8 protein-coding genes are annotated in these 15,980 nt (G+C 41.0%); all 8 read left to right on the plus strand.

The window, feature by feature from the left end:
* Positions 1 to 754 precede the first annotated feature (754 nt).
* The 8 genes from B5F08_RS09120 (at position 755) to B5F08_RS09160 (ending at position 15,761) form a co-directional block, all read left to right on the plus strand.
* Positions 755 to 3,664 (plus strand): acyl-CoA dehydratase activase-related protein, encoded by a 2,910-nt coding sequence (locus tag B5F08_RS09120; RefSeq protein ID WP_087378545.1) that lies wholly within the window; start codon positions 755 to 757, stop codon positions 3,662 to 3,664.
* Positions 3,665 to 3,692: 28 nt separating this feature from the next.
* Positions 3,693 to 5,021, plus strand: coding sequence for a 2-hydroxyacyl-CoA dehydratase (locus tag B5F08_RS09125; RefSeq protein WP_087378547.1), 1,329 nt, complete (start codon positions 3,693 to 3,695; stop codon positions 5,019 to 5,021).
* Between the two features lie 396 nt (positions 5,022 to 5,417).
* A complete protein-coding gene (gene lepA, locus B5F08_RS09130) occupies positions 5,418 to 7,229 on the plus strand; it encodes a translation elongation factor 4 (protein ID WP_087378549.1) in 1,812 nt (603 codons plus the stop codon).
* Between the two features lie 364 nt (positions 7,230 to 7,593).
* Positions 7,594 to 8,079, plus strand: a complete 486-nt coding sequence (locus tag B5F08_RS09135) for a dockerin type I domain-containing protein (RefSeq protein ID WP_087378551.1) — start codon at positions 7,594 to 7,596, stop codon at positions 8,077 to 8,079.
* A 237-nt stretch (positions 8,080 to 8,316) separates the two neighbouring features.
* Positions 8,317 to 9,711, plus strand: coding sequence for an MBOAT family O-acyltransferase (locus B5F08_RS09140; RefSeq protein WP_087378553.1), 1,395 nt, complete (start codon positions 8,317 to 8,319; stop codon positions 9,709 to 9,711).
* Positions 9,712 to 9,726: 15 nt separating this feature from the next.
* Positions 9,727 to 10,869, plus strand: a complete 1,143-nt coding sequence (locus B5F08_RS09145; protein WP_087378555.1) for a DHHW family protein — start codon at positions 9,727 to 9,729, stop codon at positions 10,867 to 10,869.
* Between the two features lie 1,152 nt (positions 10,870 to 12,021).
* Positions 12,022 to 12,807 (plus strand): 23S rRNA (guanosine(2251)-2'-O)-methyltransferase RlmB, encoded by a 786-nt coding sequence (gene rlmB, locus B5F08_RS09155; protein ID WP_087378559.1) that lies wholly within the window; start codon positions 12,022 to 12,024, stop codon positions 12,805 to 12,807.
* A 38-nt stretch (positions 12,808 to 12,845) separates the two neighbouring features.
* Positions 12,846 to 15,761: a hypothetical protein gene (locus B5F08_RS09160; RefSeq protein WP_087378561.1), complete on the plus strand. Its 2,916-nt coding sequence runs from the start codon at positions 12,846 to 12,848 to the stop codon at positions 15,759 to 15,761.
* The last annotated feature ends 219 nt before the right edge of the window (positions 15,762 to 15,980 follow it).

Consider the following 15,980-nt stretch of genomic DNA (forward strand, 5'->3'; position numbering starts at 1 on the left):
GTGTAAGTGCCGTGAGGCATTCAGCTTGGCAGTACTAATAGGTCGAGGGCTTGACCATAAGTCCTTTGGATTTGTCTGTATACTCTTTATTCAGTTTTCAGGGTGTTAAACCCTTTTACATACACCGTCTTCTTAGATGGTGTTATTTTTTTGTCCGACGGGGTAAGGCTCATTTTGAAATTAGCTCCCGTTTTCCGTCGGGCGAGACCTTTATTTTATATCCGCTTTTTTTATATCCGCCTTGCAAGACTTCGACTTAGAAATAGTCATCGTTTCAAGGCGGGCGAGACCTTCTGTTTAGTCTTTGGAATGGCTCGCTCTCGGTTGGGTTTGTTTTTTATTTTTATATTTTAAACAATTAGATTTGAAATGATATAGGCTTTGATTTTAAATTATAATTTTACAGCTGTGGTTATTGTCTTAACTACAGTTGTTTTTATTTTATATAGTATACAATTATATATAAGCCCTGCGACAAAGATTAAATCTTTATATTTTGTTAATTTTAAAAAAGTTTTCATATAGATTACATATTATTCCCTTTTTTCATTATTCCTATTGCTATTATTATTGTATTTTTCCACATAGTATTTTACAGTTTTGTATAAGTCTATGAAAATGTTTTAAGGTGTGGAATTTGGCACATTTTGAGGTTTTTGTGCATTGCAGTATTTTAAAATTCGTGTTAAAATGGTACAAATGAGAGAATTAAGTAATTGTTTTTATTTTGTTGTGTTATGTTTGGAGTGATAATGTGAGATTAGGATTGGATGTAGGTTCCACCACCGTTAAGTGTGTAGTGCTTGATGACGATAATAAAATCATTTACAGTGTTTACGAGAGGCATCTTTCTAAAATAACACAAAAGATTTCTGAAATTTTGGAAAATGTCAAAGCGGCAGTACCTGGAGTTGAAAACGCTCTTTTTGCTATTTCAGGAAGCGCAGGTATGGGAATTGCCCAGAGCTGTGACGTGGATTTTATCCAGGAAGTTTACGCAACACGAGTTGCCGCAAATACATTTTTGCCCGGTACAGACGTTATAATTGAGCTGGGCGGCGAGGACGCAAAAATTTTGTTCCTTGAGGGCGGAATGGAAGTCCGCATGAACGGTACCTGTGCCGGCGGTACAGGCGCATTTATTGACCAGATGGCAACACTTTTGAACGTGCCCCTGGAGGAATTAAACGGACTTGCAGCACAGCATGAGAAAACATATACAATAGCCTCACGCTGCGGCGTTTTTGCAAAGACAGATATACAGCCCCTTTTGAACCAGGGTGCAAGAAAAAGCGATATTGCAGAGAGTATTTTCTGCGCAGTTGTAAACCAGACTGTTGCAGGCTTGGCTCAGGGACGTGAAATTACCGGCAATGTGGTATATCTCGGCGGCCCGCTGACCTTTATGTCAAGACTTAGAGCCAGATTTGACATGGTTTTGAATACAAAAGGCACATGTCCTGAAAATTCACTTTATTATGTAGCCTGCGGTGCGGCTCTCTGTGCTGATAAGGCCATTGATTTTGACGGACTTATAAATCAGATTAAGATCTACAGAGGAAGCGGAAACTTTGCTTTTAACCCTCCTTTGTTTGCAAACCAAAAGGAATACGACGACTTTATTGCCCGTCACAACAAGGCGGATGTAAAGCGTGGTGAGCTTAAAGGCTATAAGAAAAAGACATATATAGGTATGGACGCAGGTTCAACAACAGTTAAGGCTGTTGTTTTGGGCGAGGATATGGAGCTTCTACACTCCTGTTACCTTGGAAACAGTGGTAACCCTGTTCCTATTATAAAGAGCTTTTTGGAAAGCCTTTACGAGATTAACCCTGATATAAATATCGCCGCCGCAGCTGTTACAGGATACGGCGAAGAGATTATAAAGAATGCATTTAACGTGGATTACGGCATTGTTGAAACCGTTGCCCACTTTACCGCCGCACGCTCCTTTATGCCTGACGTTCAGTTCGTTATTGATATCGGCGGACAGGATATCAAATGCTTTAAGGTACACAACGGCGCAATAGATAATATTTTCCTTAACGAGGCATGTTCCTCAGGCTGCGGAAGCTTCTTGCAGACCTTTGCCAACGCTTTGGGCTATTCCATTGAGGAATTTTCAAAGCTGGGACTTTTTGCAAAACACCCTGTTGACCTGGGTTCACGCTGCACCGTGTTTATGAACTCCTCAGTTAAGCAGGCGCAGAAAGACGGCGCAACTATTGAGGATATCTCCGCCGGACTTTCTTTGAGCGTTGTTAAAAACGCACTTTATAAGGTAATAAGAGCTTCAGGCCCTGACGAGCTGGGAAGACGTGTTGTTGTTCAGGGAGGAACCTTCCTCAACGACGCAGTGCTCCGTGCTTTTGAGCAGGAAATGAAGGTTGACGTTGTGCGCCCCTCTATCTCAGGACTTATGGGTGCATACGGCGCTGCTCTTTACGCAATGGAAAAGAGCAAAAAGAAAGGCGTTGAAAAAAGCTCTATAATTTCTCAGGAGGGACTTAAAAACTTCGTCCATGAGATTTCAGTTATAAACTGCGGTCTTTGTCAGAACAACTGCCGCCTTACTGTCAATAAATTTGCAGACGGCAGAAAGTTTATCGGCGGCAACCGCTGCGAAAGACCTATTACAAAGAAAAAACCAAGTCAGAGCCTGAATATTTATGAATACAAACTGAAGCTTTTAGGCGAGTATCAGCCTGTAAGCGGTTATAGAGGAAAAATAGGCTTGCCAATGGGACTTAATATCTACGAACTTCTTCCGTTCTGGCATAAATTCTTCACAACTTTGGGATTTGAGGTTGTTCATTCACCTTATTCATCCCGTGAGATTTACGCCTTAGGACAGCAGACCATCCCATCAGATACGGTATGTTTCCCGGCAAAGCTTATGCACGGCCATGTTCAGTGGCTTATCAACAACGGCTGTGACACTATTTTCTACCCATGTCTTTCCTACAATGTGGACGAGGGACTGGGAGATAACCATTACAACTGCCCTGTTGTTGCCTATTACCCTGAGGTTATCAAAAACAACATGAAGGATGTTAAAAAGATAACCTTTATCAACGATTATCTGGGAATACACAGAAAGAAAGATTTTTATAAAAAGGCTTATGAGGCACTCTGCAAGCACTTTAACGGAATTTCTTTGAAAGAAGTAAAGAAAGCCGCTGAAGCCGCCTACGAGGAGTACGACAATTACCTTAAAAAGGTAAGAGCAAAGGGCGAAGAGATAATCGAGATTGCCGAAAAGGAAAACAGACATATTATTGTCCTTGCAGGCAGACCTTATCACGTTGACCCTGAGATTAACCACGGTATAGATAAGCTTATTGCAGGCTTTGGCTGTGCAATTATAAGTGAGGACGTGGTTTCCTGCCGTGTTGAAAAATTCCCGACCACAGTTTTGAACCAGTGGACATATCATTCAAGAATGTATGCCGCCGCAAAATATGTGGGAACAAGAAAGGATATGGACTTGGTACAGCTTGTATCCTTCGGATGCGGTGTTGACGCTATCACAACCGACGAGGTAAGAGAAATCCTCGAGCAGGCAGGCAAGATTTATACCCAGATTAAAATAGACGAGATTACAAACCTTGGCGCAGTTAAGATAAGACTTAGAAGTCTGCTTGCCGCTATAGGCAGAGAGTAATAATAAGTTGTGGGAGGAGAAAGGATATATGGCAGAACTTAAATATGATAAAACCGGCCGTCTTATTTTTACAAAGGAAATGAAGTCGGAATACACCATCCTCATTCCCATGATGGCGCCGATTCATTTTAATATAATCAAAAACGTGTTTATCCATTACGGATATAAATGTGTGCTTCTGGATACAGACGGCCCTGAAATAGCTCAGACAGGACTTAAATATGTTCACAACGACACATGTTATCCGGCTTTGCTGGTAATCGGACAGTTTATCCACGCTTTGCAGAGCGGAAAATACGATGTTAATAAAACCGCCCTTATGATTACCCAGACAGGCGGCGGATGCAGAGCCTCAAACTACATACATCTTCTTAGAAAAGCTCTTAAAAAAGCAGGTCTTGAGCAGGTTCCTGTAATTTCTCTTAACCTTTCAGGTCTTGAGAAAAACGAGGGATTTTCAATAACTCTTCCGATGATAAGAAGAATTGTAGCAGGACTTGTTTACGGCGACGTGCTTATGCTCCTTGACAATCAGGTAAAGCCATACGAGGTAAACAAGGGCGACAGCGCAGCTTTGGTTCAGAAATGGACGGATATTTTGACAAAGCAGTTTGCTAAGGGCGACGGCTACAGAAGAAAAGAGATTTCTAAAAACCTCGATGAGATTTCCTGTGATTTTTCAAAGGTAAAAATCAATAAGGTTCCGAAAATCAAGGTAGGCGTTGTAGGTGAGATTTACGTTAAGTACGCAAGACTTGGAAACAACGACCTTGAGAAATTCCTTTATGATATGGGCTGTGAGGTATGCCTGCCGGGAATTATGGGCTTTGCGCTCTTTAAGGTTGATAACCGTCTTGAGGATATAAAGCTTTACGGCGGAAGTAAAATTAAATACAGCGTTGTAAAAATGCTCATGGATTACCTTGAGGAAATGGAAGGCTACATGGTTGAAAGCACCGCTAAATACGGATTTTTGCCGCCATCAAGATACAAGCACACAAAGGAGCTTGTTAAGGACGTTATCGGTTACGGAAGCAAGATGGGCGAGGGCTGGCTTTTGACAGCGGAAATGCTTGAGCTTGCTGAAACCGGATATGAAAATATCGTATGTACCCAGCCTTTCGGATGTCTGCCTAACCATATAAACGGCAAGGGCATGATAAGAAAGATAAAGAGCATAAACGAAAAGGCAAACATTGTTGCGATCGACTATGACCCGGGCGCACCGAGAGTAAACCAGGAAAACAGAATTAAGCTTATGCTGGCTGTTGCAAAGGAAGAGCTTGAAAAATCCACAGGCAAAAAAGCCGCAGGTCCTGTTTTAAAGGCAAAGCCAAAGGAAAAAGCAAAAGTATAATTGAATATAAAATAAAAAAATATTTTAAAATGAACGGGTTTATGGTATAATAAACCCGTCATTTTTCTGTACGACGTGAAAATTTTTGTTTTGATGATTAAATTTATCTATGCGTCGGGACAAAAATATAATGAAAATTATTAAAATGAATAATTAAGAATGAATAATTAAAAGTATAATGAGAGCGAGCCACTCCAAAGATTGCGGAAGAGGTTTCGCCCGACCTGTGCAGGCGGTAGTTTTTAAAATAAAGTTTTGCAGGTCGGAGCTAAAAGAAAAAGTTAAATTAGAGCGAGCCACTCCAAAGACTTAGGAAAAGGTCTCGCCCGCCATGTGCAGAACTTTACCGTCATATGGAAGTGAGGCATGGCGGATATAAAAAACAGGAGGAATGGTATGGGATTTCAGCAGGATAGAATCAGAAATTTCAGTATTATAGCGCATATAGACCACGGTAAATCAACCCTTGCAGATAGAATTTTGGAGCAGACAAAGTCTGTTTCTCTCCGTGAAATGGAGGACCAGATTCTTGATGATATGGAACTGGAAAGGGAAAGAGGAATTACCATAAAAGCCCATGCGGTTACACTTGTCTATAACGCAGACGACGGAAACGACTATCTTTTTAACCTTATAGACACTCCGGGACACGTTGACTTTAACTACGAGGTTTCCCGTTCATTGGCAGCCTGCGAGGGTGCAGTGCTGGTTGTTGACGCTTCTCAGGGAATTGAGGCACAGACTTTGGCTAACACTTATCTTGCAGTTGACAGCGGACTTGAGATTGTTCCGGTTGTAAATAAGATAGATTTGCCAAGTGCCGATCCGGATAAGGTTATAAAGGAAATCGAGGATGTTATCGGTATTCCGGCTGAGGATGCGCCCAGAATTTCCGCAAAAGCAGGAATAAACATTCACGACGTTATGGAAAAAATCGTTTCAGACGTTCCGGCTCCTACAGGAGATATAAACGCTCCTTTGCGTGCTTTGATTTTCGACAGCTACTACGACAGCTATAAGGGCGTTATTATATATGTTAGAATTAAAGAGGGACAGATTCACCCGGGCGATGAGTTTAAGCTTATGGCTACAGGCTCAGTGTTCAATGTGGTGGAGTGCGGCTTTATGCGTGCCACAACCCTTGACCCTACAGACGGACTTTATGCCGGCGAGGTAGGCTATATTGCCGCTTCAATTAAATCCTTGCAGGATGCAAAGGTTGGCGATACAGTTACATTGACCTCAAACCCTGCACCGGAGCCTTTGCCCGGTTACCGTGAAGCCCAGTCAATGGTGTTCTGCGGTATTTATCCTGCCGACGGTGCAAAGTACGGGGATTTGAGAGACGCTCTTGATAAATTGAAATTAAACGACGCTTCCCTGACCTTTGAGCCGGAAACTTCCGTTGCTTTGGGATTTGGTTTCAGATGCGGATTTTTGGGACTTCTCCACATGGAGATAATCCAGGAAAGACTGGAAAGAGAATACAACCTTGACCTTATCACAACAGCTCCGAGCGTTATTTACAGAATAACAAAAACCGACGGAACTGTTGAAATGATAGACAACCCCACAAACTATCCCGACCCATCATTGGTTATGAAAGCCGAAGAGCCTATGACCAACGCCCATATCTATTCACCTACGGAATATGTTGGAAATATTATGGAGCTTTGTCAGGACAGACGAGGAATTTTCAAGGATATGACATATATCGACTCAGACCGTGTTGATATTCATTACGAACTTCCTTTGGCTGAAATTATTTACGACTTTTTTGATACGCTTAAATCCCGCACAAGGGGTTACGCTTCTTTCGACTATGAATTGAAGGATTACATGGAAAGCAAGCTGGTAAAGCTTGATATAATGCTCAACGGAGAAGTGGTTGACGCACTTTCCTTTATTATCCATGCGGACAAAGCATATTCAAGAGCAAGAAAGATGGCGGAAAAGCTCAAGGAGAAAATCCCACGCCAGCTTTTTGAAATTCCGATTCAGGCATGTATCGGCGGAAAGATTATTGCCCGTGAAACAGTAAAGGCACTTAGAAAAGACGTTCTTGCCAAGTGCTACGGCGGCGATATTACCCGAAAGAAGAAGCTTCTTGAAAAGCAGAAAGAGGGTAAAAAGCGTATGCGCCAGCTTGGAACAGTTGAAGTTCCGCAAGACGCATTTATGGCAGTCCTCAAACTTGACACAGATTGATTTTATATCCGCCTTGCAAGGGTTTAATTTAAAAATAAACATCGTTACAAGGCGGGCGAGTTTTTTATATCCGACCTGCATGGGTTTACCGAAAAAATTGGCATCATCACAGGTCGGGCGAAACCTTCCGCTGTTTCCTTTGGAATGGCTCGCTCACATGTAAGATTACATGTAAATTGAATTTAAAAATTATTTATCAAAACACCATGGTTCAAAATTTAAAGAAACCATGGTGTTTTTTGTGTTCAGCAGTAAGATTTACAGTGGCAATAAAATAATTCAAAAGAGATTTTTTATGATCGAAAATAAAATATATCATTTTTAAAAATAATAGATATATTACTGTGATTATTCAAAAAAATCAGTGGAGAAATCCTGTAAAATTAAAATTTGTGTCAATCCCGAGGAAAATTCTGTATTCATCACCTGGGATGAAAGCAGTTTTGAAAACAGAATAGAGGGCGCATATGTTGTGGTTTACGACGGCGCAGGAAATGCAACACGTTTTGACATAAACAGCGGAAGCTCACAGGTTACAGTTACCGGACTTGAGCCAGATACTTTCTACAGAGCCATACTTGTCACAAGGGAAAAAGACAACAATCAAAACTATCAGGATGTTTATGAATTTACATTTACTACATCCGGAAACTGCGGCACGGAATACGGAATAATGGATGTAAACCATGATAATACAGTGGATGTAAACGACGTCACGGCAATCCAAATGTTTTTAGGAAATATGTCCCAGGGAATTTTCGACCAAGCTCTTGCTGATGTTGACGGTGACGGCAGTATTACAATCAAGGACGCAACGGAAATACAGTGTATACTGGGCAGCTCATATTAAAAGGTATAAATAATTTTTAATCTTTCAAGACCATGTTTTTGCGTGGTCTTGAATTTTTTATGACAAAAAAATCAAATCTTTATATAAAAAATTTTACAATTGAAAATGGCTTTTTTCATTGACTAAAAATTAGAAATATATATAATTATAACTGCACCTTAATTTTTTTCTATGTGCAAACGGTACTATGAACCGATTATATAGGCATATGACAATTTTGTGTGAGGAGGTTATTTTTTGGTATTTTCAAGCCTGTTATTTTTATTTTTGTATCTTCCTTTTGTTTTACTTATATATTATGTAACCCCAAGGAAGTTCAGAAACCTGTTTTTATTTGTTGTAAACCTTATTTTCTATGGTTGGGGTGAACCTGTTTTTGTTTTGCTGATGATGTTTTCCACGGTTGTGGACTATGTGCACGGCTATTTTATTGACAAATACCGCTCTAACAAAAAGCTTGCCAAAAGCCTTGTGATTTCTTCAGCGGTTATAAATCTTTCACTTTTGGGATTTTTCAAATATGCAGGATTTATCGCAGACACATTGAATATTCTGCCGTTTTTAAATATTCCAAAGCTTACAATCCCTCTGCCTATAGGAATAAGCTTCTATACTTTCCAGACAATGTCCTATTCCATCGACGTTTACAGAGGTGACGCTCCTGTTCAGAAAAATATTATTTCTTTCGGAACCTACGTTGCACTGTTTCCGCAGCTTATTGCCGGCCCTATCGTTCGATACAAGGACGTAGCCTATCAGCTTGACCACAGAAGAGAAACTCTCGACCAGTTTACCCACGGCGTAAAGGTTTTCCTTGTGGGACTTGCCAAAAAGGTTTTGATTGCAAACCAGATGGGTCTCCTTTGGGACAGCATAAGAAACTCAGGCGAAGCCAACGGAATTTTGGGAAGCTGGGTTGGAATTATCGCCTATTCATTCCAGATTTATTTTGACTTTTCCGGCTACAGCGACATGGCGTGCGGTCTGGGAAATATGCTGGGCTTTGAATTTCTCAAGAACTTCGATTACCCATACATTTCAAAGACAATAACCGAGTTTTGGAGAAGATGGCATATCTCTCTGGGAACATGGTTCAGAGAGTACGTTTACATTCCCCTTGGCGGAAACAGAAAAGGCGTTCCCCGTCAGATTGTAAATCTTATTATAGTATGGTTCTTAACCGGACTTTGGCACGGCGCCGCCATGAACTTTATTCTCTGGGGTCTTTATTTCGGCGCAATCCTCATTATTGAAAAAATCTTTTTGGGAAAAATACTTGCAAAGCTCCCCTCATGGGTATCACATGTTTATTCCCTTTTCATAATTATCCTTGGCTGGGTTCTTTTCTATTTCGAGGATATGGGCGCACTTTTTGCATATCTGGGAAACATGTTCAGCCTTTCAAACGGACTTATAGGAAGCTCCGCTCTCTATTACACACTGGCATATCTGCCGCTGCTTATTGCGGCTGCCGTTGCAAGCACACCGCTTATGACAAATATTTACAATAAGCTCAAGGAAAAACGCCTTATGTGGCTCGTTGAAACTGTTCTCTGCGCTGTGGTTTTGTTTGTATGCACAGCGTCACTTGTAAATCAGAGCTACAATCCGTTTTTGTATTTCAGATTTTAAAAGGAGGTACAAGCTGTGAAAAAAATAAAAAAATATGCGCCTGCAATAGTTTTTGTGCTGTTTATTTTTTCAATGGGAATTGCCTTTCTTGCTCTTCCCAAAAAAGCCTACAGCACCTCCGAAAAGAGATATCTTGCAAGCTTTCCTAAGCTTACATCGGAAAGCTTTTTAAGCGGACAGTTTGGAACCGAATTTGAAAAATATCTTTCCGACCACATGACCGGAAGAAATTTCTTTGTTGGACTTAACGCTTATGCAAATCTTTTCCAGGGCTTAAACGGCGTATCCGGAAAATATCTTTGCAGTGACGGCTATATAATCAACCAGCCTTTAAATGCTAACGACAACCGTCTTGATGAGAACACGGAAATCATCAAAAGCTTTGCCGATTCCGTTGACGTTCCTGTAACAATGACACTTGTTCCCTCAACCGGTTACATCATGAGCGACAAGCTCCCTGCAAATCACCTTACCTATAAGGATGACGAATATTTTGCACAGATGGAATCAGCCCTTAAAGACAGCAAGGTAAACTTTGTAAATCTTTTAGAACCGTTCCAGCAGTACGCTGCCAATGGCGATCAGCTTTACTACAAAACCGACCACCACTGGACAAGTCTCGGGGCATACAGAGCCTATACGCTTATCTGTGAGTCTTTGGGAATTACACCTGTTTCTGAGGACCGGTACGAAATTGAAGTATATTCAGATTTCTACGGAACAACCTATTCCGGAAGCGCATACTGGTTTAACGAACCGGACAACATAGAGCTTTGGGTAAATCCACAGAACACAGAAGAGAACATCACAGTTCAAATAACAGAAGGTCAGGAAACCAAGGAAAGCCACAGTCTTTTCTACAAAGAGCATCTTTCCGAGGATGACAAGTACCCTGTATATCTGGACGGAAACCAGCCTTTTGTCAGAATTACAAACACAAACGCCCCTGAGGGCAAGCTCATTGTAATCAAGGACAGTTTCGCCCATTGTCTTGTGCCTTTCCTTGCGGACAACTACAGCGAAATCGTTATGGTTGACATGAGATACTACAAAGGCTCCGTATCAGAGCTTATTAAGACAGAGGAAGCCGACCGGGTTTTAATAGCCTACGGCATCGACAACTTAGCCACCGACACCGACCTGGTTTGGCTCAAATAATTTTTTTATATCCGACCTGCAAAGGGAGGATATAAAAATTAAGTTCATCGCAGGTCGGGCGAGTCTTTTATTTCCGCCTTGCAAAACTTATTTTAAGAAATAAACGTCGTTTCAAGGCGGGCGAGTTTTTTATTACCGACCTGCAAAGGTTTATGTTGGAATTTAACACCATCACAGGTCGGGCGAGTCTTTTATTTCCGCCTTGCAAAACTTATTTTAAGAAATAAACGTCGTTTCAAGGCGGGCGAGACCTTTTCCTTAATTTTTAGAATGGCTTGCTCTTGGTTAGGTTTATTTTGATTTTATATTATTAACACATTAACCCGTGGTTTCTTTTGGAAATCACGGGGTTTTTGTAATATATTAAATTTTTAAATCATATGTTATTTATATTAGAAATAACAAAAGGGGGGAAGGCGATTTTGAAAGAATGGTTCAGAAAAATATGTTTGTTTTTCTTTCCGATAGTGGTGATACCTTTTTTAAGCTTGTACTATGATTTTTTTGACAAAGGCGTGCTGGGGATTATTTTTTCATGCGTCAATGAAAGTCCATGGGAGCTTATGAAGCCTGTGTTCTGGGCGTGCCTTTTTTGGTGGTCGCTGGAGCTTTTGTGGGGAGTGAAAAAGTTTAAGATATATGTAAAAGCAAAGGTGATTTCTCTGTTTTTCCTTTGCTTTTTCTGCTGTTTGTCAAATACAATTCTGCTTTACTGTGCAGAGGATTTTTTTTGGTGGCTTCCCACTGCTTTCTGCGTTGCTTTATCCTATATTTTTTATTTCATTTCAAATATAGCTGTTAAGAACATTGAAAAAACAAGGGGCTTTGGTGTATGTGTAATTATATTGGCTTTAATGGTGGGGGCTGTGTTCTGTTTTTCACTTTATCCACCGCACAATTTCCTGTTTGTGGATAATTTTTTTAATACATACGGGATAGTGACCTAAAATATTCAAGTTTTTCACCGATGTTCTTGACAATTTATACGGAAAAATCATTTTGATTTAAAGAAAATTTTCGACTTTTTTTCATTCTTTTCTATTCAATCTCGGTGTAATATATGTTATACTAATTGTGTATGCAGATTTTATAAAATATGATAAATATAGGTCATAATAGATATAAAAAAGAACAGATACAGGAAGTTGAAATATGAAAGAAAGACGAGAAAAATTTAAAAAAGAGGATACATATAGGGAAGTTCCCGAAAAACGTGAAGACGTTATCGCCGGAAGAAACCCTGTAACAGAAGCCATAAGAAGCGGAAGAGCCATTGATACAATACTTGTGGCAAAGAACGCCGCCTCCGGAGCGGTCGTGGGAATTTTGGCTAAGGCGAGAGATAAGGGAATAACCGTAAAAGAGGTTGACGCCAAAAAGCTTGATTTTCTCTGCGCAGGTGAAAACCATCAGGGAATAGCTGCTCTTGCCGCCATAAAGGAATACTCCACAATAGACGATATTTTTGCATTGGCTGAGGAGCGTGGGGAAAAGCCCTTTGTGGTTGTGCTGGATGAAATAGAAGACCCCCACAATCTGGGAGCAATTATTCGAACCGCAGAATGTGCAGGCGTTCACGGAATAATAATTCCAAAGAGAAGAAGCGCAGGTTTGAGCTATGCCGTGGGAAAAGCCTCGGCGGGAGCTGTGGAGTATGTGCCTGTAGCAAGGGTTACAAATATTCCGGCGGCAATAGATGAGCTAAAGGAAAGAGGTCTGTGGGTTTACGGCGCAGACATGGACGGAACGGAATGTTCCAAGTGCAATTTTGACGGCGCAGCTGCGCTGGTTATAGGCAACGAGGGCAAGGGAATAGGAAAGCTTGTAAGGCAGAAATGCGACGTTATAGTTTCTCTTCCTATGAAAGGAAAGATAAATTCCTTAAACGCCTCGGTTGCGGCAGGTATATTGATGTATGAAATGGCAAAGGGAAGATAATTAAGACAAATGTAAAGGGAAAAACAGGAGTGTTGATTGTGGATAAGCAGACAAAAGAAATCCTGGACTTTGCAAATAGAGATAATTCCGAAGAGGATAAACTTATTGAATCTATTCTCAAAGAAACCAGAGAGCTCAGCGAAGAGGAAAAAAAGCCTGAGCAGAAAAAGAGAAAGAAAAAAAGCCGAGTTGTAAAAGAAATTTTCAACAGTGAAAAGGGCAAAGCTGAAGAAGAAAAGAAAGAAAGTCACAGCGACGACGGCACAAACGCCGTTATTTTCCAGATAAGGGAGTTTAAGAGAGAGGACGACCAGGAGTCCGTAAAGTTCAAAGATTTTGAAATTTTCGACAGTGCGGCGGAAAAAGCCGTGGGCAGAGATGATGAAAAAAGCTATCTGCCAAAGCATTTTACAGACTATGTTTCCGATGATACAAACGACGACATGTACGCCGACGGAAACGAATATCTTCAGAACCACAACAAGCCGGTAATACAGGATATAGATACTATCGACGTTGATTTAAGCGATTTTGAAGAGGAGCAGGAGAAAAAAGAGGAACAGGAAAAGAAAATGGAAAACCTTGTTTCTCAGGACAGCGTAAAGAGAAAAAGAGAGCTGAAAAAAGAAAAATACTCCTCAGGAAAAAAGAATAAAAAGAATTCAAAGAATAAAAATCAGGAAAAAGCAGAACAGCCTAAGCAGGAGGAGAAAAAAGAAACTCCCCAGAAGAACACAAAGGCTCAGGAAGAGAAAAAGAAGACTCCACAAAAGAAAAAAGAGCCTGAGAACAAGCCGGTAACCGGAAAAAATCAAAAGAAGAAAAAGAAAAACCAGGCTCAGAAAGATCAGCAGAAGAAAATTAAAAATGAAACCACTGTAAATACTCAGCCTATGGAGGAAAAAGCCGAAGAGAAATCAAATGTGATAACTCCTGACTTTACAAGAGTAAGACCGCCTTCATATGAAAAGGACAAGAATTCTGAGAAGATTTACGTTAAAGCCGGAAAATTCTCTTCAATAGTAAGGGACGCCTACAGCTGTTACGCAGTTCCGAAAAGCGCAGGCAAAAAGGTTAAGGGACAAATTGCCCTTGACGAGGACGGAGAAGAGAAGATAAATTTTGACTTTATCAAACGCCACGGCGGACAGGTTCTCAAGAGCATTTTCACAGGAAAGAGATATAAAAGTCAGACCGAAACCCAGCAAATTCAGTCAGAAGACCTTATTGAGGACATCGAAAGACTGGAAGACGTAAGAAATGTAAAAAGCGAGATAAACGTAAATATTAAAAGCTTGTTTTTCCGCTGCATGATTTTGGGTGTTTTGGGACTCTTTGATTTGGGAGTAAGCATCTGGCAGCTTATGGTTCCGGAAATTGCGGATATAACCCATTCATCAGCTCCGCTGACTGTATGTATAATAAACGCAATAATAGTTATTGCCGTTGTGGTGGTTTCAAAGACCACAATCCTAAACGGATTTGCGGCGCTGACAAGGTTTAAGGGAAATTCCGACACCGCATTGTCTGTGGCGATAATGGCAACAGCATTGCAGGGCCTTGTAGCTCTCTTTGCCTCGGATATTTTCTTCAGCGGAAAATATTCCTTCTACACCCTTATAGTTATAATCTGTGTAATAGGAAATTACCTGGGAAAACTCCTTATGCTGAAACGCACAAAGGAAAACCTCAGATTTATGTCATCGGAACAGCAGTGCTACGCCGCAAAGATTTACGACAACGAGGAAATCGCCTCAAAGATGCTCAGCGGCACAGCGGTTGGCAGACCGATTATAGCTTACCAGCATAAAACCTCATTTTTGAGTAACTATTTAAAGCTTTCCTATGCTCCGGATCCAGGCGAGGACAGCTCAGGCGCACTGGCACCGTTTACATTGGTTTGTTCCTTTGTAATATCCCTGCTTTACGCCATATTCTACGGTTCATTTATGGGAGCCGTAACAACTTTGGCGGTAACAACAGCCGTAAGCGTTCCGGTGGGAAATCTTATACTTGCAAACTTCCCGATTACAAGCTTCTGTAAGCAGCTTCGTCAGAGGGGCGCAATGATTACCGGATATCCGTCAATCAAGCAGTTCTGCGATACATCAGCAATTATGGTTGACGCCTGCGAGCTGTATCCTGAGGGCTGTGTGGAAATCGTAAGAGCAAGAGATTTTGAACAGCATAGAATTGAAGAAGCAATAATCGCCGCATATTCAGTGCTTAAAGAGGCAAAAAGCCCAATACAGTTTGTGTTTAAAAAGCTTTTGGAAAAGCAGGAAGAAAGACTTCCGGCAGTTGAAAGTGTTTTGTACGAAGAGGGCGCAGGCCTTGTAGGCTGGGTAAACAGCGAAAGAATTTTAATCGGCACAAGACTTCTCCTTGAGAAATACGGCATAGACGTTTTGGAAGAGGAAGAAGAGGAGAAATTCTCTGACGGCGACCCGGTTGTTTATTTCGCCCACGCAGGACAGCTCTGCGCAGTTTTCTCACTGAAATACTCAACAAATACAACAATGTGTGAAGAACTTCAGAGAGCCGAGGAAAACGGCTTGAGCATTATTGTAAGCACAACAGACTACAATATTACCGAGGATAAAATCGCCAAGGATTTCGGTATTTTCTACCGCTCAGTAAAGGTTCTGCCTACAGGACTTTCAAATGTATGCCGTGAGGTTACAGAGAGCAAAGAGGAAAAATCCCGTGCTTACCTTGCCACAAACGGAAAGATTACTTCCCTTATGAGAGCTATTTCCGGATGTGTAAGACTTAAATCAAACATTTCATTGGCGGTTCTTTTGCAGACAATAGCCGTTATCGTGGGAATACTTCTGGTTTCCACATTGGCTTTGTATTCGGGAGTAAACTCCGTAAAAACACTGGAAATGTCACTTTTCGTTGTGTTCTGGCTTGTAGCGGTAGTTGTCCCCTCATTTATACAAAAACCGTAGTTTAAGGAAAATAAAGAAATAAAAATAAAAAAAGCTAAATAAAAGCGAGCCATTCCAAAGGAAACAGTGGAAGGTCTCGCCCGCCTTGAAATGGAGTTTATTTTAAGATAGAGCTTTGCAAGGCGGAAACAAAAAATTCGCCCGACCTGTGTAGGTGTTAATTTCCAACTATAAACCTTTGCAAGGCGGAAATAAAAATAAAAAAGTTAAATGAGAGCG

The organism is Anaeromassilibacillus sp. An172 (assembly GCF_002160515.1).
GTDB classification, from domain to species: Bacteria; Bacillota; Clostridia; order Oscillospirales; family Acutalibacteraceae; genus Limousia; species Limousia pullorum.

What these genes read in the sequence shown, in the direction of transcription:
- B5F08_RS09125 (WP_087378547.1), top strand. Translation starts at nt 3,693, where the DNA reads ATGGCAGAACTTAAATATGATAAAACCGGCCGTCTTATTTTTACAAAG.
- lepA (WP_087378549.1), top strand. Translation starts at nt 5,418, where the DNA reads ATGGGATTTCAGCAGGATAGAATCAGAAATTTCAGTATTATAGCGCAT.
- rlmB (WP_087378559.1), top strand. Translation starts at nt 12,022, where the DNA reads ATGAAAGAAAGACGAGAAAAATTTAAAAAAGAGGATACATATAGGGAA.